Source organism: Streptomyces sp. D2-8 (assembly GCF_023184515.1).
In the GTDB taxonomy this organism is placed as follows: domain Bacteria; phylum Actinomycetota; class Actinomycetes; order Streptomycetales; family Streptomycetaceae; genus Streptomyces.
The window spans coordinates 179,318-204,470 of sequence record NZ_JAAHBP010000020.1 but is presented as its reverse complement, the minus strand read 5'-3'; the positions used below and the strand labels follow the sequence as shown (position 1 = coordinate 204,470).

Here is a 25,153-nt window from a genome sequence, read left to right as displayed (position 1 = left end):
TCGACCGACCGGTCACAGAGGGGCTCCGCTCGTGCGGGGCCCCTCTCGTCATGCGGTGGCGAGTGACACCTCGGTCGCCTTGATCAGGGCGACTACGGGGATCCCGGGCGACAGGGCCAGGTCCTCCGCCGCGTCCCTGGTGATCGCGGCGGTCAGTTCGCCGCCCTCGACCGTGACGCGGACCGACGCCATCGCGTCGCCGGCCGCGATGTCCGTGACGGTGCCGGGGAGCTGGTTGCGGATCGACAGGCCCTCGATGGGCGCGGTGGCCAATGAGACCTCCGTCGACTTCATGAGGGCGCGCACGGCGGTGCCCGGGGTGAGACGGAGGTCTTCCGCGGCCTCGCGGGTGATCGCCGCGGTGAGGTCCTGGCCGCCGGTGAGGCGGACCCTGACCGTCGCCATGGCCTCGCCCGGGGTGACGGCGGTGACGGTGCCGGGGAGCTGGTTGCGGATGCTGAGGCTCATGGGTGCACGGTAGCCCGGTGGGGGCGTTGGGCCGGGTATGCGTGCGTTTGCGTCGACTCCGCTGCCGCCCCGGCTCAGACGCGGTCGATGTGGACGTTCGTCGACTTCACGCGGGCCGTCGCCTCCATGCCGACCTCCAGGCCCAGTTCCTCCACCGCCTCGCGGGTGAGCAGGGAGACGAGCCGGTGCGGGCCGGCCTGGATCTCGACCTGGGCGGCGACGTCGCCGAGTTTGATCGCTGTGACGATGCCGGGGAAGGCGTTGCGGGCCGAGGTGTACGGGGTGTCCTCCTCGGCGGCGCCGGACCGGGCGAGCTCGACCGAGAAGGCGGCCAGGTCCCGCCCGTCGATGAGCCGTCGGCCGGCCTCGTCGCGGTGGGTCGTGATGCGGCCCGCGTCCGCCCAGCGGCGGGCGGTGTCCGGGCTCACGCCGAGCAGCCGTGCTGCCTGGCCGATCGTGTAGGACTGCATGCCGGTCACGATAGGGGCGGGGGAAGGGAACGGCGGATGCGGGGTTGGCCGTTGGGTATAACGCGATATAGCGTTAGTCTTCGACTGGCTGGCCGGGTGCCGTGCCCGGGGGATCGGGGTGGAGTGATGGCGGCGGAGTTGGCGCGGACCGGCGGATCGCCTGAGGTGAGGGCGTCGCACGCGGACCGGGACCGGACCGTGGACGTGCTGCGCGTCGCCGCGGGCGACGGACGGCTCACCCTGGAGGAGCTGGAGGAGCGGCTGGAGATCGCGCTGTCGGCCCGTACGGTGGGCGAGCTCGCCGTGGTGACGGGGGATCTGCCGGCGGTGGCCGGTGAGATGCCCGTCGGGGCCGAAGACCTCGTCCGGATCCAGCAGGAAGGGGCCTCGACCCGGCGTGGCGACGCCTGGGTGGTTCCGCGGCGGCTGGAGATCCGTTCGGCGTGGGGTGAGGTGACGCTCGACTTCACCGACGCGGTGATCGCACACGACACCCTGGACATCGACCTGGACCTGCGCGCCGGAGCCCTGAAACTGCTGACCCGGCCGGGCGTCGTGGTGGACACCGGCGGCCTGGTGATGAACTACTCCGAGATCAAGGCGCGTCGGCCCGTCGAGGCCCCTGTCCTGCTGCGGGTGCGGATCACGGGTGAGATCCACTACGGACAGGTCGTGGTGCGCCCGCCGCGAAGGGGCTTCGGCAGGAGGAGCGCGACGGCCTGACTCGGCCCACGTGCACCCTCGGCCGCCACTCGCGGTCCGGCTCCGCCTCACGCAGCACCTCACGGGGCACCGGGGCGACCTCGCCCTGGCCGGAACGGGGCGGTCCAGTCGCGGGCATGCAGTAGAAGCGCGGCCAGGGTGTTGGGAATGGAGGACGACTCCAGGGCCAGGACGCGGTGGCGACCGTGCGGCACCTCGCCGCGCACGGTCAGGCCCGCTTCGAACGCGGCCATGTCCCGGACGAAGGGCCCGGTGTGGCCGCCGCCCTTGCCCAAGTCGGAGAGGACTTCCAGCATCCAGGAGCGCAGACGGCTGGGTGGAGTGGCCTCCGGACGGCTCGGTGCCCGGTGCTCGGTGGTGGCCGTCGATGCGCTCCCGCTGTGCGGCTGGGCGTGGTTCCGGCCATCGCTGGACCGCGCGATCGGCGTAAGCGGAGGGTGATGCAGTTCTATGCGTCAAGCTTCCGTTCAGACTGGCGGCCGGGGCGGCCGTAGGTGTGAAAACGCGAGCTGGGAGCGCAGGGGACGGCTCCGCCCGCGAAGAGAGCGGTGCCGATCCGCGGCTCATGGGTGAGCACCCTGCGTGATCGCGGCCGGATCACCTTCGTAACGTTCGTCTGGAAACTCGAATGTTTCGCCACTCCCTCGGGTCCTTTATTGGCGACAGATTCACCGTGCACAAGGGGTTGCCACCGTTTGGGCGCTGTCTCTAGGGTTCGGCAGCAGCGAAGCTTTCTGGGTTAAGTTCGAAACTTTCGAGGAGCGCATGATGGGCGACCCGGCACTGTCCCGCCGCGGCTTCATGGCGGCCTCCGCCGCGGCCGGTCTGGGGATGACGGCACTGACCGCGTGCGGCGGGGACTCGGACGGAGGGTCGTCGGGGACGACCACGATCGAGTGGTGGAACATCTCCACCACCGAGCCGTCCAAGACCGTGTGGGCCGCCCTCGCCCGGAAGTTCGAGGCGCAGAACCCCAAGGTCAAGATAAAGATCGTCCAGCTGGAGAACGACGCCTACAAGTCGAAGATGACGGCCCTGACCGCCTCCGGGAAGCTGCCCGACATCTTCCACACCTGGGGCGGCGGCGTGCTGAAGCAACAGGTCGACGCCGGGCTCGTCGAGAACCTCACCGACAGGACCAAGCCGTGGGGCGACGCCCTGCTCCCGGTCGCCAAGGAGCCCTACCTTCTCGACGGCCAGGCTTACGGCATCCCGTTCGACATCGGCATGATCGGCTTCTGGTACAACAAGGCGCTCTTCAAGAAGGCCGGCATCGCCGAGCCCCCGACCACCTGGAACGGCTTCCTCGACGCCGTACGCAAGCTGAAGGCCGCCAAGGTCACGCCGCTGGCACTGGCCGGCAAGGAGAAGTGGCCCGGCATGTACTACTGGGCCTACCTGGCGATGCGCACCGCCGGCGCCGGAGCGCTGCAGAAGGCCTACGAGGACAAGGACTTCACCGGCGCCCCCTTCGTCGAGGCGGGCGAGCACCTCGAGGAGCTCGTCGCTCTCCAGCCGTTCCAGAAGGGCTTCCTGGGCGCCGCCTACTCCACTCCCACCGGGCAGGCCGCCTCCGTCGGCAACGGCAAGGCGGCCATGGAGCTCATGGGCCAGTGGGCCCCCACGGTGCAGGCCGACGCGGGCAAGGGCCTCGGCAAGGACCTCGGCTTCTTCCCCTTCCCCGCGGTCGAGGGCGGCAAGGGCGCCATCACCGAGGTGTTCGGCGGAGGCGGCGGACACGCCCTGCGCAGGGGCGCCCCGCAGGAGGCCGTCGACTTCCTCAAGTTCTTCGCGTCGGAGGCCACCGACCTGGAGCTGGTCGAGAAGACCGGCGTCCTGCCTGTGGTCCCCGCGGCCGAGAGCGCCATCGCCGACCCCAACATCAAGGCCGTACAGGCCCAGTTGAAGGCCGCCACCGGCTTCCAGCTCTACCTCGACCAGGCGTACGCCCCGGCCGTCGGCCAGGAGGTCAACGACAGCGTCGCCGCGCTCATCGCCGGGTCCAAGTCGCCCGGGCAGGTCGCCCAGTCGATCACGAAGACCGCGAAGGAAGAGCAGTAGCCGGCGATGACCTCCACGTTCCTGCCGGACAAACGGACCGGCCCCGGCGTCGGTGCCCCGCCCCCGGCCGCGAACCGGCCCACGGGGCGGGCCCGGCGGCGCGCGCTGCACTGGCTCACCGCGGCCGGCTTCCAACTGCCCGCCCTGGTGCTGTTCATGGGGCTCGTGCTGCTGCCGATGCTGTTCGCCCTGTACGCCGCGTTCTTCCGCTGGGGCGGCTTCGGAATGCCCACCGACTACATCGGCGGCGAGAACTTCAGCCGGCTCCTCCAGGACGCCGTCTTCCTCGGCGACCTGTGGCGCTGCCTGCTCCTGGTGGTGCTGTCGCTCGCCCTCCAGCTGCCGTTCGCGCTCGCCATGGCCGTCCTGCTCAACCAGCGGATGCGCGGCCGGGCGGTCTACCGGATGCTGTTCTTCGCCCCGTACGTCCTGTCCGAGGCCATCACCGGAATCCTCTTCGGCATGATCTTCGCCCCGGACGACGGCTTCGCCGACCAGGTCCTCGGCAGGATCGGGCTGGAGGGGCTGGGCGGGGAGTGGTTCGCGGATCCGTCCACCGTCATGGCGACCGTCTTCCTGGTCATGACCTGGAAGTACTTCGGCTTCCACATGATGCTGTACCTGGCCGGGCTCCAGGCCGTCCCCCGGGAACTGACCGAGGCGGCGCTCATCGACGGGGCCGGCGCCTGGCAGCGGTTCCGCAACGTCACCCTGCCACTGCTCGCGCCCACCCTGCGCATCAGCGTGTTCCTGGCGGTCATCGGGTCGATCCAGCTCTTCGACCTGGTGTGGGTGACCACCGCGGGCGGCCCCGACCACCATTCCGAGACCATGGCCGTGACCATGTTCCAGTACGGCTTCAAGCGCTACCAGGTCGGCTACGCCAGCGCGATCAGCGTGGCCATGTTCGGCATCAGCCTCGTCTTCGCCCTCGCCTACCAGCGGTTCGTCCTCCGGCGCGACCTGGAAGGGGCCACCACGACCATGCGGGGTGACGGAAAGTGACAACCAGTCAGAAGAGCCGCGGGGGCGGGAAGACCTGGAGCCTGCACCTCGTCCTGACCGTCGTCGGCGCGGTCATGGCCGTCCCCCTGCTCTACGCCGCGCTCTCCGGCTTCAAGACCACCGACGAGCTCTCCCGCAACCCGGTCGGTCTGCCCGAGTCGTGGGTGACCTCCAACTACACCCAGATCCTCGGCTCGGGTGACTTCTGGCGGCTGATCGGCAACAGCACGCTGATCGCGGTGGGCACGACCGTCCTGGTCGTCGCGGTCTCCGCCCTGTCGGCCTTCTCCTTCGCGCGATTCGCCTTCCGCGGCAGGGAGGCGCTGTTCACGCTGTTCACCATGGGGCTGATGTTCCCGTTCGCGGTGGCGGCCCTGCCGCTGTTCCTGCTGCTGCGCTCCCTGGACCTGCTGGACAACCCCCTCGGTGTGATCCTCCCGCAGGCCGCCTTCGGACTGCCGATGACGATCATCATCCTGCGGGGGTTCTTCCGGCAGATCCCCGGCGAGCTGGAGGAGGCGGCCACGCTCGACGGATGCAGCTCGTTCGGTTTCTTCTGGCGGGTGCTGCTGCCCATGGCCCGGCCCGCGCTCGGCACCGTCTCGGTGCTGGCCGTCGTCACCAGCTGGAACAACTTCTTCCTGCCGCTGCTGGTGTTCACCGACGCGCAGTGGTGGACCCTGCCGATCGGCGTCCAGCAGTTCCAGGGGCAGTACTCCGCCGAGTACGCCAAGGTCTTCGCCTATCTGGTGCTGGCCATGGTCCCGGCCCTCGCCTTCTACTCGGTCGCCGAGCGTCAGCTCGTCGGCGGCCTCACCGCCGGCGCCACCAAGGGCTGACCCGCGCCGCGAACGTACGGCTCTACCCACCCCCTGTCGTGAGGAGTCGCACCATGCGCACCACCCGTCTGAGACTCGTCAGCGCCGTCGCCGCGCTCCTGGTCGCCGCCGGCATCGGCGCCGGCACGCCCGCCCAGGCCGGTCACCAGCAGCCCACCCTCGCCGATCTCGCCCAGAGGCACGGCCGCTACTTCGGCAGCGCCACCGACAACCCCGAGCTCGTGGACGGGCCGTACAAGGCCCTGCTCGGCAGCGAGTTCGACCAGATCACGCCCGGCAACGGCATGAAGTGGTACGCCACCGAACCCCAGCAGGGCGTGTTCGACTTCTCCCAGGGCGACGAGATCGTGAACCTGGCCCGGGCCAACCGGCAGAAGGTGCGCGGCCACACCCTGGTCTGGCACAGCCAGCTGCCCGAGTGGCTCACGAGCAGGGAGTGGACGGCCCCGGAGCTGAGGGCTGTACTGAAGAAGCACATCCAGGCGGAGGTACGGCACTACCGGGGCAAGGTGTTCGCCTGGGACGTCGTCAACGAGGCGTTCAACGAGGACGGTACGTACCGGGAGTCGGTGTTCTACAAGACGCTCGGGCCCGGTTACATCGCTGACGCGCTGCGCTGGGCGCACCAGGCGGATCCGCGGGTCAAGCTGTACCTCAACGACTACAACATCGAGGGGATCGGCCCGAAGAGCGACGCCTACCACCGGCTGGCCAAGGAGCTGAAGGCCGCGGGCGTCCCGCTGCACGGCATCGGCCTCCAGGCCCATCTGGCCCTGCAGTACGGCTATCCGACCACCCTGGAGGACAACCTCCGCCGCTTCTCCCGGCTCGGCCTCGACACCGCGCTCACCGAGGTCGACATACGGATGCAACTGCCCGCGACCGAGGAGAAGCTGGCCCTGCAGGCCGAGTGGTACGCCGACCTGACCGAGGCGTGCCTGACGGTCCGCCGGTGCGTCGGCATCACCCTGTGGGACTACACCGACAAGTACTCGTGGATCCCGGCGTTCTTCCCGGGCGAGGGCGCCGCCCTGCCGTGGGACGAGGAACTGCGGCGGAAGCCGGCGTACTTCGCGCTGCGTGAGGCGCTCGGGGGGAGGTAGCGGGGGCGGGCGGCGCCCTGCCGGACAGGGGGTGGTGGGGCGCCGTTCCCCGGGCCGGGGGTCAGGCCGGGGGCGCGGTGCTCGCCCGCACCACGAGGTCGGTTCCCAGTTCCACCCGTGGTGAGTCCGGCTGCTCGTCGCGGGTCAGGCGGAGCACCGTGCGAACGGCCAGCTTGCCCATGTCGGCCAGGGGCTGGCGGATCGTCGTCAGGGGCGGCGCCGACCAGCGGACCTCCGGAAGGTCGTCGAAGCCGACCACGCTCATGTCCTGCGGCACCCGCAGCCCGCGCCGGCGCAGTGCCTCGATCGCGCCGAGGGCCATCTGGTCACTGGCCGCGAACACGGCGGTCGGCGGCTCGGGCAGGTCGAGCAGGGTGGTGCAGGCGGTGAATCCGGACTCGGGGCGGAAGTCGCCGGGGACGACGAGGGACGCGTCCATCGTGATGCCGGCGCCCTCCAGGGCCGCGCGGTAGCCGTCCAGGCGGGCCCGGGAGCACAGCAGGCGGGGCGGGCCGGCGATCAGGCCGATCCGGCGGTGGCCGAGGGACAGCAGGTGCTCGGTGGCCGCCATGCCGCCCGACCAGTTCGCGGCGCCGATCGTGGGGGCGTCCAGGGCGGGGGAGCCCGCCGGGTCGACGACCACCAGGGGCACGCCGAGGATCCGCAGCTCCTCGTGCAGTGTCGGATCCAGGGCGGACGTCACGAGGATGACGCCGTCGGAGGCGCGGGCCCTCAGGTTGCGCATCCACTCGCGGGCGTCGCCGGAACGTCCGTGGATGGCCGACACCACCGTGCCGACCCCGACGGCGTGCGCCTGCTCCTCGACCCCGCGGATGATCTCCACGGCCCAGGGGCTGTCGAGGTTGTTGAAGACCAGGTCGAGCAGGGCGGCACCGGCTCCCGGGGCCGCGGGACGCCTGCGGTAGCCGTGCCGGCGCAGCAGGTCCTCGACCCGGGCCCGGGTCTGCGGCGACACGTCGGACCGGCCGTTCACGACCCGGGACACGGTGGGTACGGACACGCCGGCCCGCCGGGCGATCTCCGTGATCGTGACCTTGCCCTCGGCGTCGGCCCCACGTGCTCCCACTTGCCCCACCTCCGTCGACGGGTGACCGCGAAACTTCCAGGAGTCTTCCGGAAAACGGGCATCCGTGGGAAGGCGTGCGAACCGGGAACGGGAGGTCGCGGGAGGTGACGGTGAGTGACGACGTCCGGACATACGTCGGGGCCGGTGCGCAGGGTGTCCTGCGGCCGGCCCCTCCTGTCTGCCGGCGGGGGCCTCACCCCGCCGAGCGGCCTCAGGCGGCCGTCATCACCTGGCCGGCCAGCGGACGGTGCGGGGCGATGGCCCGGCCGTCCGGCAGCAGCTCGCCGGTGTCCTCGAAGAGCACCACGCCGTTGCACAGCAGGCTCCATCCCTGCTCCGGGTGGTGCGCCACGAGGCGGGCGGATTCCCGGTCGGCGGAGTCTGCTGAGGGGCACTGGGTCTGGTGCTGGCACATGGGTGGGATCTTTCGCTGGGTCGAGATGGACGATGAGACTGAGTCGGCTGTCGTGTCTGTTCCGCGGCTAGAAGTGTCGTTCATGGCCGCCCCCCGTTGTGATAAGTCGTCGGAACCCAGTGTTGCCCCACGGGCGTCAATCCGCAGGGATTTCGCGGCACCACTTCTCACAGGTTCATGACGCATCACCCGGGCGGACGGTTCATCCCAACTGCACTGTCCCTTCGGGTGGTTCGCAGTGGCCGAATGGGGCTAGTCCGCTCGGGTCGGCACCATGTACGGCTCGTGCGAGCTATTGCGTGCTCGTACGAGCGATCGTGTGAGCGATAAAGCGATCGTGCGAGCGGCGGGGCGGTAAGAGAACGACCCCGTCGCCGGAATTCGGCGACGGGGTGCGGGGGAACCGTGCGGCGCTTCAGGCGGGTGAGCCGAGCAGTCTGGTGGGAGCCGCCCGGTGGGTCAGCACCGGGAGCAGTTCGGCGACGCGGTGCGGGCGGTGGGCCGCGATACCGGGAGGCGCCGGCGCCAGCGGGACGAGCAGGTCGGTGGCGGCGGGGTGGCCGGTGGCACCGTCCGCGGTGCACTCCTCGTGCAGCCAGAGCGTCAGCATGTACAGGCTGGGCACCGACAGCAGGCGGGGCTGGTACGGCTGCGGCATCGCCTCGGCCTGGCGCAGGGCGCGCTCGGTGGAGGTGATGTACGGGCCCTCGAAGAAGTGCGAGAAGGCCCAGCCGTCGGGAGTCAGCATCGTCTCCGCCGCGGCCACGGCGCGGTCGCCGCAGCGGATCAGGAAGCGCCACCCGGCCAGCCGGGTCGCGGACACGCCCTCGGCCGTGACGTGGTCGAGGACGTGCACGGGCAGGGGGAGCTCGGGTGTGGCGGGTCCCTGGGTGCCGAGCAGGGAGGGAGTTCGGGCTTCGCGGACCGCGGTGGGAGAGGAGAGCGCAGTGAGGACGGAACGGAGTGCGGGCGCGGGAGCCGGAGGGACATGCAGCGGCATGGTGGGTCGCCTCTCATTCAAAGGCACGGTGGCGCGAGGGCGGGGGCGGACGGCGCTGTCAGCTCACGAGGGTCAGAGAGGCAGGGGCCAGGTCATGTGAACGAGAGGGGGGTGGGGTCCGCGTCGCCTCGACGGCAGGACCCATCGACCGTGGGCGCCAACCTTCTGCCTTGTTCGCGGAGTTTATACGACACGGGTTCAGACTGTGTTTCGTCTAGCCGTTTCCGGTGAGTAGAACAAGGGTACATTCGGTCGGCGATACGCGAGAATTATCCCGGTTCCTGACGGGGGTGCACGGCGATGACCTCGGCCAATGCCCGCAGGTCGGTCGGCCCATTCTCGTCGGCGTTTTTCACGAGTTCCCGGGCCCCGAAACCTGTCCTGTGTGTCATGCCTAGTGAATGTGCCACCGGTCACACGTGACCAGCGTAGCGGTCGCCGGGTCCGCCCGGGACGTTATCGATCGCTTTCACTGGGCATCCTCCACCTGACCGGGGCCCCGGCGGGCGGATCCCGGCCCGCATCATCCGAGGAAGGACGCTTCAATGGGGGAGAAGGTCGCGGCAGGCCGGTTCGACCTGTCCGATCGCCAGCGCTACCGCGACAAGCTGCGTCGGTGCCTGACGGGCTTGGAGCGACTCCTGGCGGAGAAGCGGTTCGACCGCCCCAAGAACCTCATGGGGCTGGAGATCGAATTGAATCTCGCGGGCGCCGACGGCATGCCGAAAATGTTGAACGGGCAAGTCCTCGAACGCATCGCGAGTCGCGACTTCCAAACAGAACTCGCCATGTTCAACCTGGAAGTCAACATCCCTCCACATCGTCTGGGGGGCCGGGTTTTCGACCGCCTCGCGGAGGAACTCCGTACGTCACTGGCATATGCCGACCGAAAAGCGGGCGAGGTCGACGCCGGTATTGTGATGATCGGTATTCTGCCGACTCTCGACCGTGACGACCTGGTGTCGTCGAACCTCTCCGACGTCGACCGGTACACCCTCCTCAACGATCAGATCGTGGCCGCCCGCGGCGAGGAGTTCACCCTCGACATCGAGGGCGTGGAGCACCTGAGCTGCACCTCGAAGTCCATCGCGCCGGAGGCCGCCTGCACCTCCGTGCAACTGCACCTCCAGGTCACCCCGGCCCGCTTCGCCGACGTGTGGAACGCGGCCCAGGCGGTCGCCGCCGCGCAGATCGCGGTCGGCGCCAACTCGCCCTTCCTCTTCGGCCGCGAGCTGTGGCGCGAGTCGCGGCCCCCGCTGTTCCAGCAGTCCACCGACACCCGCCCGCCCGAGCTCCAGGCCCAGGGCGTCCGGCCGCGCACCTGGTTCGGGGAGCGCTGGGTCACCTCGGCGTACGACCTTTTCGAGGAGAACCTGCGCTACTACCCGGCCCTGCTGCCGATCTGCGACGACGAGGACCCGCTGAAGGTACTCGACCAGGGCGGCACGCCGTCACTCGCCGAACTCGTCCTGCACAACGGCACGATCTACCGCTGGAACCGCCCGGTCTACGGTATCGCCGACGGCGTCCCGCACCTGCGTGTGGAGAACCGCGTCCTGCCGGCCGGACCCACGGTCATCGACGTCATCGCCAACGCGGCCTTCTTCTACGGGGTCGTCCGGGCCCTCGCCGAGGAGTCCCGGCCGGTGTGGACCCGGCTGCCGTTCGAGGCGGCCGCCGCCAACTTCGACGCCGCGTGCAAGGACGGCATCGACGCCCGCTTCACCTGGCCCCGGCGCGGCCGGTACAGCGGCACCACCGAGGTCGACGCGGTGAACCTGATCCGCGACGAGCTGCTGCCGCTCGCCGAGGCCGGGCTGGACGCCTGGGGCGTCGAGCCGGCCGACCGCGATCTGTACCTGGGTGTGATCGAGGAGCGCTGCCGGCGCAGGGTGAACGGGGCGAGCTGGCAGGCCGCCACCTTCCACACGGCACTGGACGCCGGCCTCTCCCGGGACGACGCGCTGGCCGCCACGACCCGGCGTTACCGCGAGCTGATGCACAAGGGGGACCCGGTGCACAGCTGGCCCGTGGGACTGCCGGAGCCGGTGTCGCTGGGCTGACGCCGCCGCCGGGGTGACATCCTGCTGCCGCCATACTGATCCGACAGGTCGGTGAAGTGGAGGCAGGTGTGCAGGCGGAGGCGAGCCCGGTGGGCGATTCCATTCCCCGGCAGGGGCTCTCACGGAGGATGCTCCGCAACGAGACGCTGCTGGTCCTCGCGCTGTCGCTGGGCGCGAGCGGAGTGTCCGCGCTGATCAGCTTCGTCGGGTCGGTCACCAAGCCGGGCGGGCTCAAGGACCAGGCGGCCACGATGAACGCCTCGGCCGCGCCCGGCCGGCCCTGGCTCGACCTCGCCTGGCAGCTGTTCGGGATCACCACGGCGCTGGTGCCCGTCGCGCTCGTCGCGCACTTCCTGCTGCGCGAGGGCGCGAGCCTGCGCACGATCGGCTTCGACCGCACCCGCCCCTGGCCCGACCTCGGCCGCGGCGCGGCGATCGCGGCGGTCATCGGCAGCACCGGCATCGCCTTCTACCTCGCGGCCCGCGGCCTCGGCTTCAACCTCACCGTGGTGCCCGAGGCGCTGCCGGCGGTGTGGTGGAAGTACCCCGTGCTGATCCTTTCGGCGATTCAGAACGCCGTACTGGAGGAGGTGATCGTCGTCGGCTACCTGCTGCGCCGCATGGGCCAGCTGGGCTGGACCCCGGTGGCCGCCATGGCCGGCAGCTCCGTACTGCGCGGCTCGTACCACCTCTACCAGGGCATCGGCGGCTTCATCGGGAACATGGTCATGGGCGTCGTCTTCGTCTGGCTCTACCGCCGCTGGGGGCGCGTCGGCCCGCTCGTGGTGGCCCACTCGCTGCTCGACATCGGGGCGTTCGTCGGGTACGCGCTGCTGGCGGGCAAGGTGGGCTGGCTGCCGACGGCGTGACGGAATGAGGTCAGGGGCGTACGACGGTGTCGCACGCCCCTTCGCCGTGCTCAGGCCAGCAGGTCGCCCTCGATGACGGTGACCGCCCTGCCGGTCAGCAGGGTGCGGTCGCCGCGCAGCTCCGTGCGGACGCGGCCGGAGCGGGGTGAGGCCTGGAGGCCGGTGAGGCCGGGGCGGCCGAGGCGCTCGGACCAGAACGGGGCCAGCGCGGTGTGGGCGCTGCCGGTCACCGGGTCCTCGTCGATGCCGACGTTCGGGAAGAAGCAGCGGGAGACGAAGTCGTAGCCCCGGGCCGGGTCCTCGGCGCGGGCCGTGGCGATGACGCCGCGCTCGGAATGAGCGGTGAGGGCCTTCAGATCGGGGGTGAGGCCGTGCACCGTCTTCTCGTCCGCGACCTCGACCAGCAGGTCGCCCACGTTCGGACCGGTGTCGAGGACCGTGAGCGGCTCGGCGCCCAGAGCCTCGGCGAGGCCGCCGGGCGGGTCGACCGGGGTGAGCGGGGCGGTCGGGAAGTCCAGCGTGAGCGAGCCGTCCCCGGCGGGCGTGGCGACGAGGACGCCGCTGCGCGTTGCGAAACGGACCGGGCCCTCGTGGGTGCCGGTGGTGTGCAGGACGTGGGCGGTGGCCAGGGTCGCGTGACCGCACATCGCGACCTCGGCGGCCGGAGTGAACCAGCGCAGGGCCCAGTCGGCCGCGCCGCCCTCGGGGAGGGGATGGGCGAACGCGGTCTCGGCGTGGTTGACCTCCAAGGCGACGTTCTGGAGCCAGCTGTCGTCCGGGAAGGTGTCCGCGCCGGTCAGGAGCAGGACCCCGGCCGGGTTGCCGGAGAAGGGGCGATCGGTGAAGGCGTCGACGATTCGGATCCGCATGCCCCGACGCTATGGCTCCCGCGAAGCCACATGCCAAGGCCAATTCGCGAGCACTGGCCCGGTTCTGCCGGCCGGGTGGCCTGTATCGGCGAAGGTTCCGTGCATCGGCGACCACCCTGGACCAAGCCCGGTTTCCGGCAGGCGTACGCGCGGGCATCGGCGCCGCCGAAAGCCCTCCGCGCGACAACGCCGACGCGGCCGCGGTCACGCCGAGTGGAAGGGCTCCGTCAGATGCGGTGTCGCCAGGTGCAGCGTGGTGGCGGTTTCGCGGCCGAGCATGCGCTCCCTCGAGTGCCTGGCCGCCTCGGGGTCGGTCTCGTGCGTGTAGGCGAGCTCGGGGTGGAGCAGCTGGAGCGCGTGCACCAGGAGGTCGCCGGTGACGAGCGCCAGCTCGCGGCCGTCGGCGACCAGCACGCTCTGGTGCCCGGGCGTATGACCGGGCGTGGCAACCGCGCGCCCGGCGCGCAGCGGCGTGTCCCCGTCGAGGAGCCGGAGCCGACCGGCGGCCGCGAGCGGGTCGGTGAGGGTCTCGCGAAGCTGCGGGTTGAGCGCGTCGAGGGCGTCGAACTCGGCCCGCTGGAGCAGGTATTCGGCGTTCGGGAAGTAGGGTCGGCGGCCGCCGGTCGAAGTGGTGCCGTCCACCGCGCCGCCCGCTGAGGGGACGGCCGCCTCGGTCACGACCGCCCACCCGACGTGGTCGGTGTGCAGATGTGTGAGCACCACGGTGTCGACGTCGGCCGGGTCGATGCCCGCGGCGGCGAGCGACTCGGGGAGCGCACCAGGCACGGGCGCCCACGAGGCGGCCGGGCTGTCCGCCGGACCGATCCCGGCGTCCACGACGGTGAGGCCCCTTTCGCTGCGGATCGCGTACGCGCGGAACTGGAGCCGCCAGCGGCCTTCGGCGTCGACCGCGCCCGGGTCGTAGCGGTCGGCTTCCGCCCACTGAGCGGCCGTGGCCTCGGGGAAGGCCTCGGTGCGCGGGGAGAAGAACGGGCCTTCGCCGTCGGCGAGGGCGACGATCTCGGTCGAGCCGATCCAGAGGCGGGGAGCTCTGAGGGGCATGGCCGCGATCCTGCCATGCCTTCCACGCGGGAGGTGATCTCTCAGATGAACAGGGTCCGGTGCGGGGGGCGTTGCTGCCTGTCGCCGATCGCGCCAGAGCCCCGATGCCCCGCGAGGAGAGCCTTGTCAGTCGAGCTTTACCGATATATCGTTGAAGCATCGCGACAGATCAACGATGGAATGGGGAGTGGTTGCGATGCGTACCCACGGATTCGAGCGTGGACATGGGCACAGCGGCCCGCACCACGGTCGGGGCGGCTTCGAAGGGCTGCGTGCGGCCTTCGGCCCGTTCGGGCCGGGCGGCCACGGTGGCCCCGGCTGGGGCGGCCCCGGCGGACCGGGCTTCGGTCCGGGCCCCTGGGGCGGACGAGGGCGCGGGGGGCCAAGGGGGAGGGCGCGGCGCGGTGACGTGCGCGCCTCGATCCTGGCCCTGCTGAAGGACCGGCCGATGCACGGCTACGAGATGATCCAGGAGATCGCCGAGCGCAGCGGCGGGGCGTGGAAGCCCAGCCCCGGTTCGGTGTACCCCACCCTCCAGTTGCTGGAGGACGAGGGGCTGATCGTCAGCGCGTCCGAAGGAGGCAAGAAGCTGTTCTCGCTCACCGAGGCGGGCCGCGAGGCTGCCGGGGAAGGGCCCGAGGCGCCCTGGGAGGAGGCCTCCCGCGGGGTGGACTGGGAGGCCCTCGGCGAGATCCGTCAGGCCGGCTTCGGTCTGATGGAGGCCTTCGGCCAGGTCTGGAAGACCGGCAGCAAGGAGCAGCGGGAGAAGGCGCTCGGCGTCATCAACGAGGCCCGCAAGAAGCTGTATCTGATCCTCGCCGACGACGACTGAACCTCGTGGGAGAAGAAGCGCCCCCGGAGTGGTCCGGGGGCGCTTCGGTGTGCCCGGGTGTCAGGTCACCAGTCCGTCCAGCCTGCGCAGCGACTCGTGCAGGGCCGCCGTGGCCGAGTCCTTGAGCTTGCCCGCCATCAGGGACACCGTCGCGCCCGTGAACTCACCGTCGATGCGGACCGTCGTGGCGTCGCCGTCGGGGGTGAGGGTGTAGCGCGTCGCGACGGTCACCGCCATCGGGCCCTTGCCGCGGATGGCGAGCACGCGCGCAGGTTCCAGTTCCTCGACGGTCCAGGCCACCTCGGCCGGGAAGTTCATGAGCCGCATGTTCTCCTGGAACGTCGCGCCCACTTCCAGGGGCTCCGGGCCGCCCGCCGGGAAGCTCGTGTGGGTCGCGTTCCACTCGCCGTACGCGGACCAGTCCGTGAGCCTGGCCCACACCTTCTCGGCCGGCGCCCCGATGCGTGCCTCCGCGCTGACTTCGGCCATGCGACCACCTCTTCGTGTCGGGCTGGGTGTCGCGGAACGTAGCCGCGGTGGCCGCGATGTTCAATACTGACGAACTGTCAGCCGCGCCGAGGTCTCCATCCGCATCTGCCTGATCTCCTCCGCAAGGAGGAGATTCCGGCTGGGGGAGTCCACTTCCCGTGGGACGCGAAGATGCTTCCCGCCGGGGATGACCCGGGCCCGCGGGACTGATGGGGTAGAGGATGTGCAACCCCGTACCCCCCGGCAGTCGGCCCATGAGCACGGCATTCAGCGCGTGGACAACGATGCCAGGCTCAGTGACGAGCTGGCGTCGGTGGTCGGCGGTGCCCGGCGCCGGGCCGTCCGGGACGGGGACCGCCAGATCGACACCGCCCATCTGCTCCACTCGCTGCTGGAGTCCGACCCCGAGGCGCGTGCCGTCTTCGGGGAGGGGCCGCAGATCGCGCGGCTGCTCGGCTATCTCGTTCAGCGCAGCATCGGATACGGCCTGCGCTGGCAGAGCGGTGTCGAGGACTCCGGCGCCGTCCCCGTGGTGACGGAGACGGCGGGCTTCTCCCCGCTCGCCGCCGCGTGCATGGAGCACGCCTGCGAACGCGCCGCCGAGCGCGGCGGACCGGCCCGTGGTGCCGACCTGCTCGCGGCGATCGTCGTCGACCCGCAGGCGCGCGCGGTCGAGGTGCTCGAACGGGCCGGCATCGACCCGCGAGAGGTGTTCGCCCGGCTCGGCGACTGGTCCGGCATCACACGGGAGTGCGGCGAAGCCCCCCACTGAGCGCGAGCGCCCCGAGGTCGGTCGGCCCCGGGGGCCAGTTCGTCCCGTCCAGGCTGTGAGACAGGTGCCATAGGGGGTGACGCTCCTGTCACGGCCTGTCATCATGTGCCGGTGCGTACCTCTGACAGCAGCGTGAGCGGGCGCGGCAGGGGCGTGGGGCTCGGCCTCGCGCTCGTGTCCGCGGTGGCCTTCGGCGGATCCGGAGTCGCGGCGAAGCCGCTGATCGAGGCGGGTCTGGACCCGTTGCACGTGGTGTGGCTGCGGGTGGCCGGGGCGGCCGTGGTGATGCTGCCGCTCGCCGTACGCCATCGCGCGCTGCTGCGCCGGCGCCCCGGACTGCTCGCCGGGTTCGGACTGCTGGCCGTCGCCGGTGTCCAGGCCTGCTACTTCGCGGCGCTCTCCCGGATCCCCGTCGGGGTGGCGCTTCTCATCGAGTACCTGGCGCCCGCGCTGGTGCTGGGCTGGGTGCGCTTCGTGCAGCGTCGGCCGGTGACGCGTGCCGCCGCGGTCGGTGTCGTGCTCGCGGTCGGCGGACTCGCCTGCGTCGTCGAGGTGTGGTCGGGCCTCGGCTTCGACGCCCTGGGGCTGCTGCTCGCGCTCGGCGCGGCCTGCTGCCAGGTCGGCTACTTCGTCCTGTCCGACCAGGGCAGCGACGCCGGGGACGAGGCGCCCGATCCGCTCGGTGTCATCGCCTACGGCCTGCTCGTCGGGGCGGCCGTACTGACCGTCGTCGCCCGGCCCTGGAGCATGGACTGGTCCGTCCTCACGGGTACCGCCCGCATGGACGGCACGCCCGTCGCGGCCGTCGTCCTGCTGGCGTGGATCGTGCTCGTCGCCACAGTCGTCGCGTACGTCACCGGTGTGGTCGCCGTGCGGCGGCTCTCCCCGCAGGTCGCGGGTGTCGTGGCCTGCCTCGAAGCGGTCATCGCCACCGTGCTGGCCTGGGTCCTGCTCGGCGAGCACCTGTCGGCACCGCAGATCGCCGGTGGCGTCATCGTGCTGGCGGGCGCCTTCATCGCACAGTCCTCCACGCCCGCGAAGGGCTCCGACCGGCCGGTCGCCGGCGGTGGCCCGGAAAGGGAATTGTCCAGCCCCGGGACGACCGCGTAGGGTGCCGATCATGCCTTCGAACGCACTCGTTCTTCCGCCTCCGGCCGTCTGAGGCGGGCCCTCCGGAAACCGCGCCCGGCGTTTCGCCGCCGCGCAGAACGGTGCTGCCCGCAGACGAAGTCCGTGGACCCCTGATCCCGACTGATCCGGGGTTCCTGCCGAACTTCCGCGCACCGGCCGCCACTCGCGTGCGGCGCGTCGTGCGCGTCTGCGGAGAGAACTCGTGTCGAACACTGCATCCGGCCTGCCCATCGGGCGAGGCCTCCTCTATCTGATCGTCGCCGGTGCCGCCTGGGGCACCGCGGGCGCGGCCGCCTCCCTGGTCTACCGGGCCAGTGACATGGGGCCCGTCGCCCTCTCCTTCTGGCGCTGCGCCGCCGGGCTCGTGCTGCTGCTCGCCGTCCGCCCGCTGCGGCCGCGCACCGCAACACCCGTGCGGGAGCCGCTCGGCCGACGGGCGCTGCGGGCCGGGGTCACCGGGCTCGGCCTCGCCGTCTTCCAGACCGCGTACTTCGCGGCCGTCTCGGCCACCGGCCTTGCCGTGGCCACCGTCGTCACCCTGGGCGCGGGGCCGGTCCTCATCGCGCTCGGCGCCCGGCTGACCCTGGCCGAGCATCTGGGCCGGGGCGGCGCCGTCGCCGTCGTGGGGGCCCTCGCCGGGCTCGCGGTTCTCGTCCTCGGAAGCGGGGGCGCGACCGTCCGCCCCGTGGGTGTGCTGCTCGCGCTGCTGTCCGCGGCCGGGTACAGCGTGATGACGCTGCTCACCCGCCGGTGGGGCCGCGACGGCGAGGTCGACGCCGCTCGCTCGACCACCGGGGCCTTCGCCGTCACGAGCCTGTGCCTGTTGCCGTTCGCCTTGGCGGAGGGACTGCTGCCGCACACCGAGGAGCCCGGTCGGCTCCTGCTCCTGCTGGTCTACGTCGCCGCCGTCCCCACGGCGCTCGCCTACGGCCTCTACTTCGCGGGCGCGGCCGTCGTGCGGTCCGCCACCGTGTCGGTGATCATGCTGCTCGAGCCGGTGAGCGCGGCGGTGCTCGCCGTCGTCCTGCTCGGCGAGCACCTCACGGCGGCGACACTGGCCGGAACCCTGCTGATGCTGGGCTCGGTGGCGGGCCTCGCGGTGGGGGAGGCGCGGGGTGCGCGGACGGGTCAGGAGCCGGTGAGGGCCGTGTAGGACGAGGCCTCTCGGCCTACGCCTGCTGTCTGCGCAGGAGGTGGTCGCGTGCCCTCGAGTCGCCCGGACCGCCGCGGGCCGCGAGGCCTGCGGCGATCCGGTCCCGGACCTCGGCCGGCTTGTGATTCGCGTACTTGAACTTGGCTCGTACGTCCGTCACTTCGAGGCGCAGGCCCCGGATGCCGGCGAGTATCCTGCCGTACGGGGCCTCGCCCGCCGATGCCCGTGCGGAGCCGCCCCGCGGCTGGAAGTGGTCGACCTGGCGGTTGAGAAGGGCGGCCTTCACCGCCGGGTCGTCCACGACATGGGCGCGGCAGCGGAGCTGGACGGCCGCGTAGAAGCTGGTCGGGGTGCCGTGCTCGGGCGGGCCGTCCGGGGCGGCCTGCCAGGGGCCGGGCACGTACACGTAGTCGTCGACCACGCTCAGCAGGACGTCCGGGTGGGCCTCCAGCGCGGGCCAGAGCGGGTTCGGACGGGCGAGGTGGGTGACCATCTCGCCCCGCCCGGCGTCGTACGCGAAGTGCAGGGGCTGGACGTGAGGCGGTTCCCCCGGCAGGCCGTTGACGGCGAGCTGGCCGAAGTCGCGGCCGGCCAGCCACCGCTGCCATTCGCTGTCGTCGCGGGGCGCGTCCCAGGGGTGGATCAGCATCACAGGGCCGTGAGGTAGCCGGGCAGTTCGGTGCCGGGGGCCAGGCCCGGGTCGGGGAGGGGCGTGCCGTAGGCGCGCCGCACCGGGACGACGCCGGCCCAGTGGGGGAGGGCGAGGTCCTCCGGTTCGTCGTTCACGCCGCCGGTGCGCAGCTTCGCGGAGACCTCGTCCAGGTCCAGGCGGATCACGGCGGTGGCGGCCAGCTCCTTCTTGTCGGCGGGGCGCGAGTCCGCGGAGCGGCCGGGCACGACGTGGTCGACCAGCGCGTCCAGGGCCTGACGCTTCTCCTCGGGGTCCGTCACGTCGTGGGCGACGCCGTGCACCATCACGGAGCGGTAGTTGATCGAGTGGTGGAAGGCCGAGCGGGCCAGGACCAGACCGTCGACGTGCGTGACCGTCAGGCAGACCGGGAGGCCCGGGTCGGCCTGACCGGCCGCCCGCAGCGGACGCGAGCCCGTCGAGCCGTGCACGTACAGCCGCTCGCCGACCCGGGCGTACAGCGTGGGCAGCACGACCGGAGCCCCCTCGCGGACGAACCCGAGATGGCAGACGTAGGCCTCGTCGAGTATCGCGTGCACCAGTTCCCTGTCGTACGAGGCTCGGTCGGGTGAGCGGGTGGGGACGGTGCGGTCGGTCGGGGTGTAGGCGGTGTCGGGCTGCGGCGGCGTCTGCGCGGTCCCCTGCATGGCGCTCTCCATTGCACTAGTGCATAATTGGCTTTGTGCTAGGAGAGTATCGGATCAGTGGGCGTCGCGCAGCGGACATTTCCGCGAGCATCGAGCGGGCGGTGGGGGACGGTGAGCTGCGGCCTGGTCAACTGCTGCCTCCCATGCGGGAGTTGGCGGAGCGGCTGGGGGTGAACCCCAACACGGTCGCGGCCGCGTACCGGACCCTGCGCGAGCGCGGAGTCATCGAGACCGCGGGCCGGCGCGGCAGCCGGGTGCGGCCCGCCCCCGCGACGACCGGGCGGGAGCACTTCAGGGTGGACGTCCCCGAGGGCGTGCGGGACGTCGCGCAGGGCAATCCGGATCCGGCGCTGCTGCCGCCGCTCGCGGCCGCGTTCGGGGCGGCCGCCGCCGAGGGCGACCGGGCGCCCGTGCTCTACGGGGACACCCCCGTGGAACCGGAGCTGGCCCGGATCGCGCGGGCCGGACTCGACGCCGACGGGGTGCCGGACGGGCCGCTCGCCGTGGTCTCCGGGGCCCTCGACGGCGTCGAACGCGTGCTGGCGGCCCACCTCAAGCCCGGCGACACCGTCGCCGTCGAGGACCCCGGCTGGGGCCGCACCCTCGACCTCGTGCCCGCGCTCGGGCTGCGGACGGTACCCGTCGGCGTCGACGACGAGGGGCCCCGTGCGCAGGATGTGCGCCGGGCGCTGGAGGCCGGGGCGCGGGCCCTGATCGTCACGGACCGGGCGCAGAACCCGACCGGCGCCGCGGTGACCGCCCCACGCGCGCGTGCCCTGCGAGCCGTGCTCGGTGAGTACCCGGAGGTCCTGCTGATCGAGGACGACCACGGCCACGGCATCGTCGACGTGCCCCTGCATCCCCTGGCCGGAGTCACCCGGCACTGGGCCTTCGTACGCTCGGCCGCCAAGGCCTACGGCCCCGATCTGCGTCTCGCCCTGCTCACCGGGGACGCCGTCACCGTCGACCGGGTCCGCGGGCGGCACCGGCTCGGACCCGGCTGGGTCAGCCGGCTGATGCAGCGGGCCCTGGTGCGGCTGTGGGCCGACGGCGCGGTGGACACGGCCGAGGTGGCGGCGTCGTACGGGCGGCGGCGGGACGCGCTGATCGGGGCGCTGGAGCGGCGCGGTGTCGCGGCGCACGGGCGCAGCGGCATGAACGTGTGGGTACCCGTGCCGGACGAGACCGGCGCCGTCGCCCGGCTGCTGCACGCCGGCTGGGCCGTGGCCCCCGGCGCCCGCTTCCGGCTGAACGCGCCGCCCGGCATCCGGGTCACCGTCTCGACGCTCGACGGGGGCGAGATCGACACGCTGGCCGACGCGATCGCCTCGGCCCTCGGGCCCGCCCCGGCACGCAGCTATGACTGAGACACCTGCCTCGGCCTTCGGGCCCGGCGTAGCTGCTACGGCTGCGGCACCGGTCGTCGCGGCCTTCGGGCGCTGGCTTGGCTGTGGGTGAGGCACCGGCCGTGGCCTTCGGGCGGCGCCGGCTCGGCTGGGGTCGGGGCACCCGCCGCGGCCCTCGAGCCCCCGCGCGGCTAAGGCTGAGGCGCCGGTCGCTGCTTCGGTCGCACCTGGGTGAGCGCCGCCCCCGTCAGCACGATCGCCGCGCCGACCGGTGTCGACCAGGTGAGCGCCTCGCCGAGGAGCGCGATGCCCGCGGCCGTGGCGATGACCGGGACGATGTAGGTGACCATCTGCGCGGTCGTCGGGCCGACTTCCGCGACCAGGCCGTACTGGAGGAGCACCGCGAGGCCCGTGCCCAGCGCGCCCAGGGCGGCGATCGCCAGCAGCGGCACGACGGACACGCGGGTGGGCATGGTCGTGAACAGCGGGGTCACGACCGCCAGTTGGACCGTCGCGAGGAGCAGCTGCGCGCCGGTCATCGACAGGTGCGAGTGGCCGGTGCCGGCCAGGGTGCGGCGGACGTAGATCCAGCCGATCGGATAGCTGAGGGAGGCGAGCAGGGCCAGTGCCGTCCCGGTGGCGTCCAGGCCGTGGAAGCCCTGCCAGGCGCCCAGCACCGTGAGCACCCCGAGGAAGCCCAGCCCGAGCCCCGCCACCCGCACCCGGGTCGGGCGGTCCTCCGACAGGGCGACCAGCGACAACGCCATGCCCCACAGCGGCGAGGTCGCGTTGCAGATGCCCGCCAGGGTGGACGGGATGGTCAGCTCAGCGTACGCGAACAGGGAGAACGGCAGGGCGTTGAGCAGGAACGCGGCCACTGCCAGATGCCCCCAGGTGCGCGCCCCGCGCGGCAGCCGCTCGCGTCGCACCGCCATCGCGGCGGCCAGCACCGCCGTGCCGAACGCCAGCCGGCCGAGCGTCACCTGGAACGGCGCGTACCCGCCGGTGCCCACCTTGATGAGGAGGAAGCTGAAGCCCCAGATCAAGGACAGGGCGGCGAACCGGAGACGCCAGTCGAGGCGGTGGCCGGGCGGTGCGGGCGGGGTGATGGTGACCCGGCCTGGCGAGGTGGTGACGGTGCTCATGCCAGTCACGATGCGGCAGCAGAACCTCGTAGCACAATCGAGATTTCGCACCCGGTACTGCGTAGCATTGCTTACATGTTGAACCTGGAGCGCCTGCGCACCCTCGACGCCCTCGCCCGGCACGGCTCGGTCAGCGGTGCGGCCGAGGGGCTGCACATCACGACCTCCGCCGTCTCGCAGCAACTGGCCAAGCTGGAGCGGGAGGCCGGCCAGCAGCTCCTCGCCAAGAACGGCCGGGGCGTGCGGCTCACCGACGCGGGCCGGCTGCTCGCCGAGCACGCCGCGCGCATCCTGTCCCAGGTGGAACTGGCCCAGGCCGACCTGGAGGCGCAGCGCGGGCAGGTCGTCGGCGAGCTCAGGCTGTCGGCCTTCCCGACGGCCGCACGGGGGCTGTTCCCCCACGCGCTGGCCGCACTGCGCGAGCGGCACCCCGCGCTCCGGCTGCGCTCGTGCGAGCTCGAACCGGAGCAGGGCATCGCCGGAGTCGTGCGCGGCGACCTCGACCTCGCCGTGGTGCTCGACTGGTACAACAAGCCGATGGCGCTGCCCGACGGCCTGGTCAAGGCGTCGATCCTGGACGACCCGGCCGAGGTCGCCATGCCGGTGGGCCACCGGCTCGCGGAGCGCGCGGAGGTGGATCTCGCCGAGTTCGCCGACGACGAGTGGATCACCTGGGGCGAGGGCGAATTCTGCCACGAGTGGCTGATGTTCACGCTGCGCTCCATGGGCGTCGAGCCGATCGTCGGCCACCGCGCCGCCGAGAACCACACGCAGCTCGCGCTGGTCGCCGCGGGCCTCGGGGTGTGCATCGCCCCGGTGCTCGGCCGCCACCCCGTGCCCGCCGGGGTCGTGACCGTCCCCCTCAGGCAGCGGGTCCGGCGGCACGTGTACGTCGTCTGGCGCGCGGACGCGGACCGCCGCCCGTCGATCCGGGCGGCGGTGAAGGCCCTGCGGGCGGCGGGGGAGAGCGTCGGCTGACGTTCCGGGTGAGTGCGGCTACTGCCCGGCCAGCTTGCGGAAGTCCCAGGAGACGATCTTCTGCGGCGTCAGACGGATCCAGGCGTGCCTGCCGTCGTGCGGCATCTCCTCCAGGCCGAAGTTCTTCCGCGCGAACAGCGTCTCCGGGACGTCGAGTTCGGCCCGCAGCTCACCGGTGCGCGGGATCTCGCCCACGAACTCGACCGTGCCCGACAGCTCGGCGCCGCGCAGCTCGTCGTACTCCTCGCCGGTGTCGACCACGATCGCCACCCGCGGGTCGCGCCGCAGGTCGGTCCACCGCTTGCTGCGCACGACCGAGTACAGCCACATGGAGGTGCCGTCCCAGGCGAACCACAGCGTGCTCACGTGCGGCGCGCCCCCGGCCGACACCGTGGCGACCCGGCAGGTGCGCTGGGTGATCAGGAACTCGTCCAGCTCACCCGGCGTCATCATGATCTTCCGGCCTCTGCGCTGCTGAGTGACGGTCATGCGCCCCCTCTTTCTCCCACGTCGTGCCAGAGGAGATCCTCTGACATCACGTCAGAAAAGGATGAGTGCTCTTCCGTCCGTGCGCAATGGTCGCTACGCTCGCCCGCCCGGCCGCCGGTGACAGGGGGAGACATGCCCTCGTACGAAGCGCTCAGCGAACTCCTCGAACCGCGCACCACCGTGCTGCTCACCGTCGAGTGCCAGGAGGGCGTCGTCGGGGCGGACAGCGCACTGCCCGAACTCGCCGAGGAGGCACGCGCCGGCGGTGCCCTCGCCAACGTCGCCCGTCTGGTGGCGGCCGCTCACGACGGCGGCGTCCAGGTCGTCCACGCCGTCGCCGAGCGCCGCCCCGACGGCCGCGGCGCCAACCGCAACGCCCGCTTGTTCCGCGCCGCCGCACGGCTGCCCGTCCAGCAGCTGACCGGCACACCGGCGGTGCGGGTGGCCACCCCGATCGAGGTCGCCGAGGAGGACCTCGTCGTACGGCGTCTGCACGGGCTGTCGCCCTTGCAGGGCACGGACGTCGATCCGCTGCTGCGCAACCTCGGCTGCCGCACGCTGATCGTGACCGGGGTCTCGGCCAACGTGGCCGTCCCCAACGCCGTGTTCGACGCCGTGAACCGCGGCTACACCGTCGTCGTCCCGGCGGACGCCATCGCGGGAGTGCCCGCCGACTACACCCCCGCGATGATCCGCCACACCCTCGCGTTGGTCGCCACGGTCGCGACCACGGACGAGGTGCTGGCGTGCCTGGAGCGTCCGCGTGAGGTCAGGCGAGCGTGATGGAGTCGCCGTTCACGCTGATCTGCTTCGCCGCCAGCGGCTTCACCGCCGGCCCCTTCTTCACGCTGCCGTCGAGGACGGAGAACTGACTGCCGTGGCAGGCGCAGGAGATGACATCGTCCTTGAGGTCCACCATCGGACAGTTCTGGTGGGTGCAGATCGTCGAGAAGGCCTTGTAGTCGCCCGCGGCCGGCTGTGAGACCACCACCTTCTCGTCCTTGAAGATCTTGCCGCTGCCCTCGGGGATGTCGGCGGTCTTCGCGAGCGCCGCACCACCGGCTCCCGCTCCGGCGGACGAGCCGCCCCCTTCGTTCGTCGCGCCGCCGCCGGCGGCGCCCTGTTCGGTGGACGGGTCGGACGCCTTGTCCTCCGACCCGCACGCCGTCAGCGCCACGGTGAGCCCCGCCGCGCCAACCGCCGCCACGACGGTGCGGCGGCTCGGTCCCGACATCGGCTGAACTGATTCGCTGGTCATGCTGACGTTCCTTCCGGGGATTCGTGATCTGCCGAGAGGTACGGCCCCTGCGGACCGGCTGTTCAGACCATGTCGAAATCCTGACTGGTTAGAGGAAGGACACGGGTAAAGCGGAGCTGTCGGTTCGCTGTCGGGTTCCGGCCCGCCACCGCGAGGCCGTCGCCGCGGCCACCGCGCGCGTCAGTAACCTG

General features: G+C 71.8%; 27 protein-coding genes and 1 pseudogene. 14 read left to right on the top strand and 14 right to left on the bottom strand.

Features of this window, described 5'->3' with window-relative positions; translation table 11 throughout:
* Positions 1-48: 48 nt before the first annotated feature.
* Both G3I77_RS30385 and G3I77_RS30380 read right to left on the bottom strand, forming a co-directional pair.
* Positions 49-468: a molybdopterin-binding protein gene (locus G3I77_RS30385; RefSeq protein WP_248508612.1), complete on the bottom strand. Its 420-nt coding sequence runs from the start codon at positions 466-468 to the stop codon at positions 49-51.
* 74 nt (positions 469-542) lie between these two features.
* Complete coding sequence (locus G3I77_RS30380; protein ID WP_248508611.1) at positions 543-938, bottom strand: molybdopterin-binding protein; 396 nt, start codon at positions 936-938, stop codon at positions 543-545.
* Positions 939-1,103: 165 nt separating this feature from the next.
* Here G3I77_RS30380 and G3I77_RS30375 point away from each other — a divergent pair, with 165 nt between their 5' ends.
* Positions 1,104-1,661: a DUF1707 domain-containing protein gene (locus G3I77_RS30375; RefSeq protein ID WP_248508610.1), complete on the top strand. Its 558-nt coding sequence runs from the start codon at positions 1,104-1,106 to the stop codon at positions 1,659-1,661.
* Between the two features lie 4 nt (positions 1,662-1,665).
* Here G3I77_RS30375 and G3I77_RS30370 read toward each other — a convergent pair.
* A pseudogene (locus G3I77_RS30370) lies at positions 1,666-1,903 on the bottom strand (amino acid transporter); the annotation flags it as partial.
* Between the two features lie 526 nt (positions 1,904-2,429).
* Here G3I77_RS30370 and G3I77_RS30365 point away from each other — a divergent pair.
* The 4 genes from G3I77_RS30365 (at position 2,430) to G3I77_RS30350 (ending at position 6,669) form a co-directional block, all read left to right on the top strand.
* Positions 2,430-3,722 carry an extracellular solute-binding protein gene (locus G3I77_RS30365; protein ID WP_248508633.1) on the top strand — a complete coding sequence of 431 codons (1,293 nt, stop codon included), beginning with the start codon at positions 2,430-2,432 and terminating at the stop codon, positions 3,720-3,722.
* Positions 3,723-3,728: 6 nt separating this feature from the next.
* A complete protein-coding gene (locus G3I77_RS30360; RefSeq protein WP_248508609.1) occupies positions 3,729-4,727 on the top strand; it encodes a carbohydrate ABC transporter permease in 999 nt (332 codons plus the stop codon).
* A 74-nt stretch (positions 4,728-4,801) separates the two neighbouring features.
* The gene (locus tag G3I77_RS30355; protein WP_248508631.1) at positions 4,802-5,566 is read left to right on the top strand and encodes a carbohydrate ABC transporter permease; all 765 of its coding nucleotides are present in this window, start codon (positions 4,802-4,804) and stop codon (positions 5,564-5,566) included.
* Between the two features lie 53 nt (positions 5,567-5,619).
* On the top strand, positions 5,620-6,669 hold the full coding sequence (locus tag G3I77_RS30350; RefSeq protein ID WP_248508608.1) for an endo-1,4-beta-xylanase: 1,050 nt from the start codon (positions 5,620-5,622) through the stop codon (positions 6,667-6,669).
* 61 nt (positions 6,670-6,730) lie between these two features.
* On the opposite strand, the gene G3I77_RS30345 is transcribed toward G3I77_RS30350, so the two are convergent.
* From G3I77_RS30345 to G3I77_RS30335, 3 genes are all read right to left on the bottom strand, one after another.
* Positions 6,731-7,756, bottom strand: coding sequence for a LacI family DNA-binding transcriptional regulator (locus G3I77_RS30345; protein WP_248508607.1), 1,026 nt, complete (start codon positions 7,754-7,756; stop codon positions 6,731-6,733).
* 211 nt (positions 7,757-7,967) lie between these two features.
* On the bottom strand, positions 7,968-8,171 hold the full coding sequence (locus tag G3I77_RS30340; RefSeq protein WP_030835828.1) for a DUF5999 family protein: 204 nt from the start codon (positions 8,169-8,171) through the stop codon (positions 7,968-7,970).
* 415 nt (positions 8,172-8,586) lie between these two features.
* Positions 8,587-9,171, bottom strand: a complete 585-nt coding sequence (locus G3I77_RS30335) for a hypothetical protein (RefSeq protein ID WP_248508604.1) — start codon at positions 9,169-9,171, stop codon at positions 8,587-8,589.
* Between the two features lie 545 nt (positions 9,172-9,716).
* Here G3I77_RS30335 and G3I77_RS30330 point away from each other — a divergent pair.
* Complete coding sequence (locus G3I77_RS30330) at positions 9,717-11,234, top strand: glutamate-cysteine ligase family protein (protein ID WP_248508602.1); 1,518 nt, start codon at positions 9,717-9,719, stop codon at positions 11,232-11,234.
* Between the two features lie 68 nt (positions 11,235-11,302).
* Complete coding sequence (locus tag G3I77_RS30325; RefSeq protein ID WP_248508630.1) at positions 11,303-12,103, top strand: type II CAAX endopeptidase family protein; 801 nt, start codon at positions 11,303-11,305, stop codon at positions 12,101-12,103.
* 50 nt (positions 12,104-12,153) lie between these two features.
* Here the strand turns inward: G3I77_RS30325 and G3I77_RS30320 are convergent, their stop codons facing one another.
* A complete protein-coding gene (locus G3I77_RS30320) occupies positions 12,154-12,972 on the bottom strand; it encodes a PhzF family phenazine biosynthesis protein (RefSeq protein WP_248508600.1) in 819 nt (272 codons plus the stop codon).
* A 204-nt stretch (positions 12,973-13,176) separates the two neighbouring features.
* Complete coding sequence (locus G3I77_RS30315; protein WP_248508598.1) at positions 13,177-14,034, bottom strand: MBL fold metallo-hydrolase; 858 nt, start codon at positions 14,032-14,034, stop codon at positions 13,177-13,179.
* A 196-nt stretch (positions 14,035-14,230) separates the two neighbouring features.
* On the opposite strand from G3I77_RS30315, the gene G3I77_RS30310 reads away from it, so the two are divergent.
* The gene (locus G3I77_RS30310) at positions 14,231-14,866 is read left to right on the top strand and encodes a PadR family transcriptional regulator (protein WP_248508596.1); all 636 of its coding nucleotides are present in this window, start codon (positions 14,231-14,233) and stop codon (positions 14,864-14,866) included.
* Positions 14,867-14,926: 60 nt separating this feature from the next.
* Here the strand turns inward: G3I77_RS30310 and G3I77_RS30305 are convergent, their stop codons facing one another.
* On the bottom strand, positions 14,927-15,355 hold the full coding sequence (locus tag G3I77_RS30305; RefSeq protein WP_248508594.1) for an SRPBCC family protein: 429 nt from the start codon (positions 15,353-15,355) through the stop codon (positions 14,927-14,929).
* Between the two features lie 223 nt (positions 15,356-15,578).
* Here G3I77_RS30305 and G3I77_RS30300 point away from each other — a divergent pair, with 223 nt between their 5' ends.
* The 3 genes from G3I77_RS30300 to G3I77_RS30290 all read left to right on the top strand — a co-directional run bounded on the left by G3I77_RS30300 (position 15,579) and on the right by G3I77_RS30290 (position 18,411).
* A complete protein-coding gene (locus G3I77_RS30300; RefSeq protein ID WP_374387334.1) occupies positions 15,579-16,127 on the top strand; it encodes a Clp protease N-terminal domain-containing protein in 549 nt (182 codons plus the stop codon).
* Between the two features lie 105 nt (positions 16,128-16,232).
* A complete protein-coding gene (locus G3I77_RS30295) occupies positions 16,233-17,237 on the top strand; it encodes a DMT family transporter (protein WP_248508590.1) in 1,005 nt (334 codons plus the stop codon).
* Between the two features lie 223 nt (positions 17,238-17,460).
* Positions 17,461-18,411 carry a DMT family transporter gene (locus tag G3I77_RS30290; RefSeq protein WP_248508588.1) on the top strand — a complete coding sequence of 317 codons (951 nt, stop codon included), beginning with the start codon at positions 17,461-17,463 and terminating at the stop codon, positions 18,409-18,411.
* A 16-nt stretch (positions 18,412-18,427) separates the two neighbouring features.
* Here the strand turns inward: G3I77_RS30290 and G3I77_RS30285 are convergent, their stop codons facing one another.
* Both G3I77_RS30285 and G3I77_RS30280 read right to left on the bottom strand, forming a co-directional pair.
* Positions 18,428-19,060: an FMN-binding negative transcriptional regulator gene (locus G3I77_RS30285; RefSeq protein ID WP_248508586.1), complete on the bottom strand. Its 633-nt coding sequence runs from the start codon at positions 19,058-19,060 to the stop codon at positions 18,428-18,430.
* Positions 19,060-19,746 (bottom strand): pyridoxamine 5'-phosphate oxidase family protein, encoded by a 687-nt coding sequence (locus tag G3I77_RS30280; protein WP_248508584.1) that lies wholly within the window; start codon positions 19,744-19,746, stop codon positions 19,060-19,062. Before G3I77_RS30280 ends, G3I77_RS30285 begins: the two co-directional genes overlap by 1 nt.
* Positions 19,747-19,781: 35 nt before the next feature.
* Here G3I77_RS30280 and G3I77_RS30275 point away from each other — a divergent pair, with 35 nt between their 5' ends.
* Positions 19,782-21,113, top strand: a complete 1,332-nt coding sequence (locus G3I77_RS30275; RefSeq protein ID WP_248508582.1) for an aminotransferase class I/II-fold pyridoxal phosphate-dependent enzyme — start codon at positions 19,782-19,784, stop codon at positions 21,111-21,113.
* A 170-nt stretch (positions 21,114-21,283) separates the two neighbouring features.
* Here G3I77_RS30275 and G3I77_RS30270 read toward each other — a convergent pair whose 3' ends face one another.
* On the bottom strand, positions 21,284-22,237 hold the full coding sequence (locus G3I77_RS30270) for a DMT family transporter (protein ID WP_248508580.1): 954 nt from the start codon (positions 22,235-22,237) through the stop codon (positions 21,284-21,286).
* Between the two features lie 75 nt (positions 22,238-22,312).
* On the opposite strand from G3I77_RS30270, the gene G3I77_RS30265 reads away from it, so the two are divergent.
* Positions 22,313-23,215: a LysR family transcriptional regulator gene (locus G3I77_RS30265; protein ID WP_248508578.1), complete on the top strand. Its 903-nt coding sequence runs from the start codon at positions 22,313-22,315 to the stop codon at positions 23,213-23,215.
* Positions 23,216-23,233: 18 nt separating this feature from the next.
* Here G3I77_RS30265 and G3I77_RS30260 read toward each other — a convergent pair whose 3' ends face one another.
* Positions 23,234-23,704, bottom strand: a complete 471-nt coding sequence (locus G3I77_RS30260) for a pyridoxamine 5'-phosphate oxidase family protein (RefSeq protein ID WP_248508576.1) — start codon at positions 23,702-23,704, stop codon at positions 23,234-23,236.
* A 132-nt stretch (positions 23,705-23,836) separates the two neighbouring features.
* Between G3I77_RS30260 and G3I77_RS30255 the strand changes: the two genes are divergently transcribed.
* On the top strand, positions 23,837-24,487 hold the full coding sequence (locus tag G3I77_RS30255) for a cysteine hydrolase (RefSeq protein WP_248508574.1): 651 nt from the start codon (positions 23,837-23,839) through the stop codon (positions 24,485-24,487).
* Here G3I77_RS30255 and G3I77_RS30250 read toward each other — a convergent pair.
* Positions 24,474-24,962: a Rieske (2Fe-2S) protein gene (locus tag G3I77_RS30250; RefSeq protein WP_248508572.1), complete on the bottom strand. Its 489-nt coding sequence runs from the start codon at positions 24,960-24,962 to the stop codon at positions 24,474-24,476. The two genes, G3I77_RS30255 and G3I77_RS30250, sit on opposite strands and share 14 nt — an antisense overlap.
* Between the last annotated feature and the right edge of the window lie 191 nt (positions 24,963-25,153).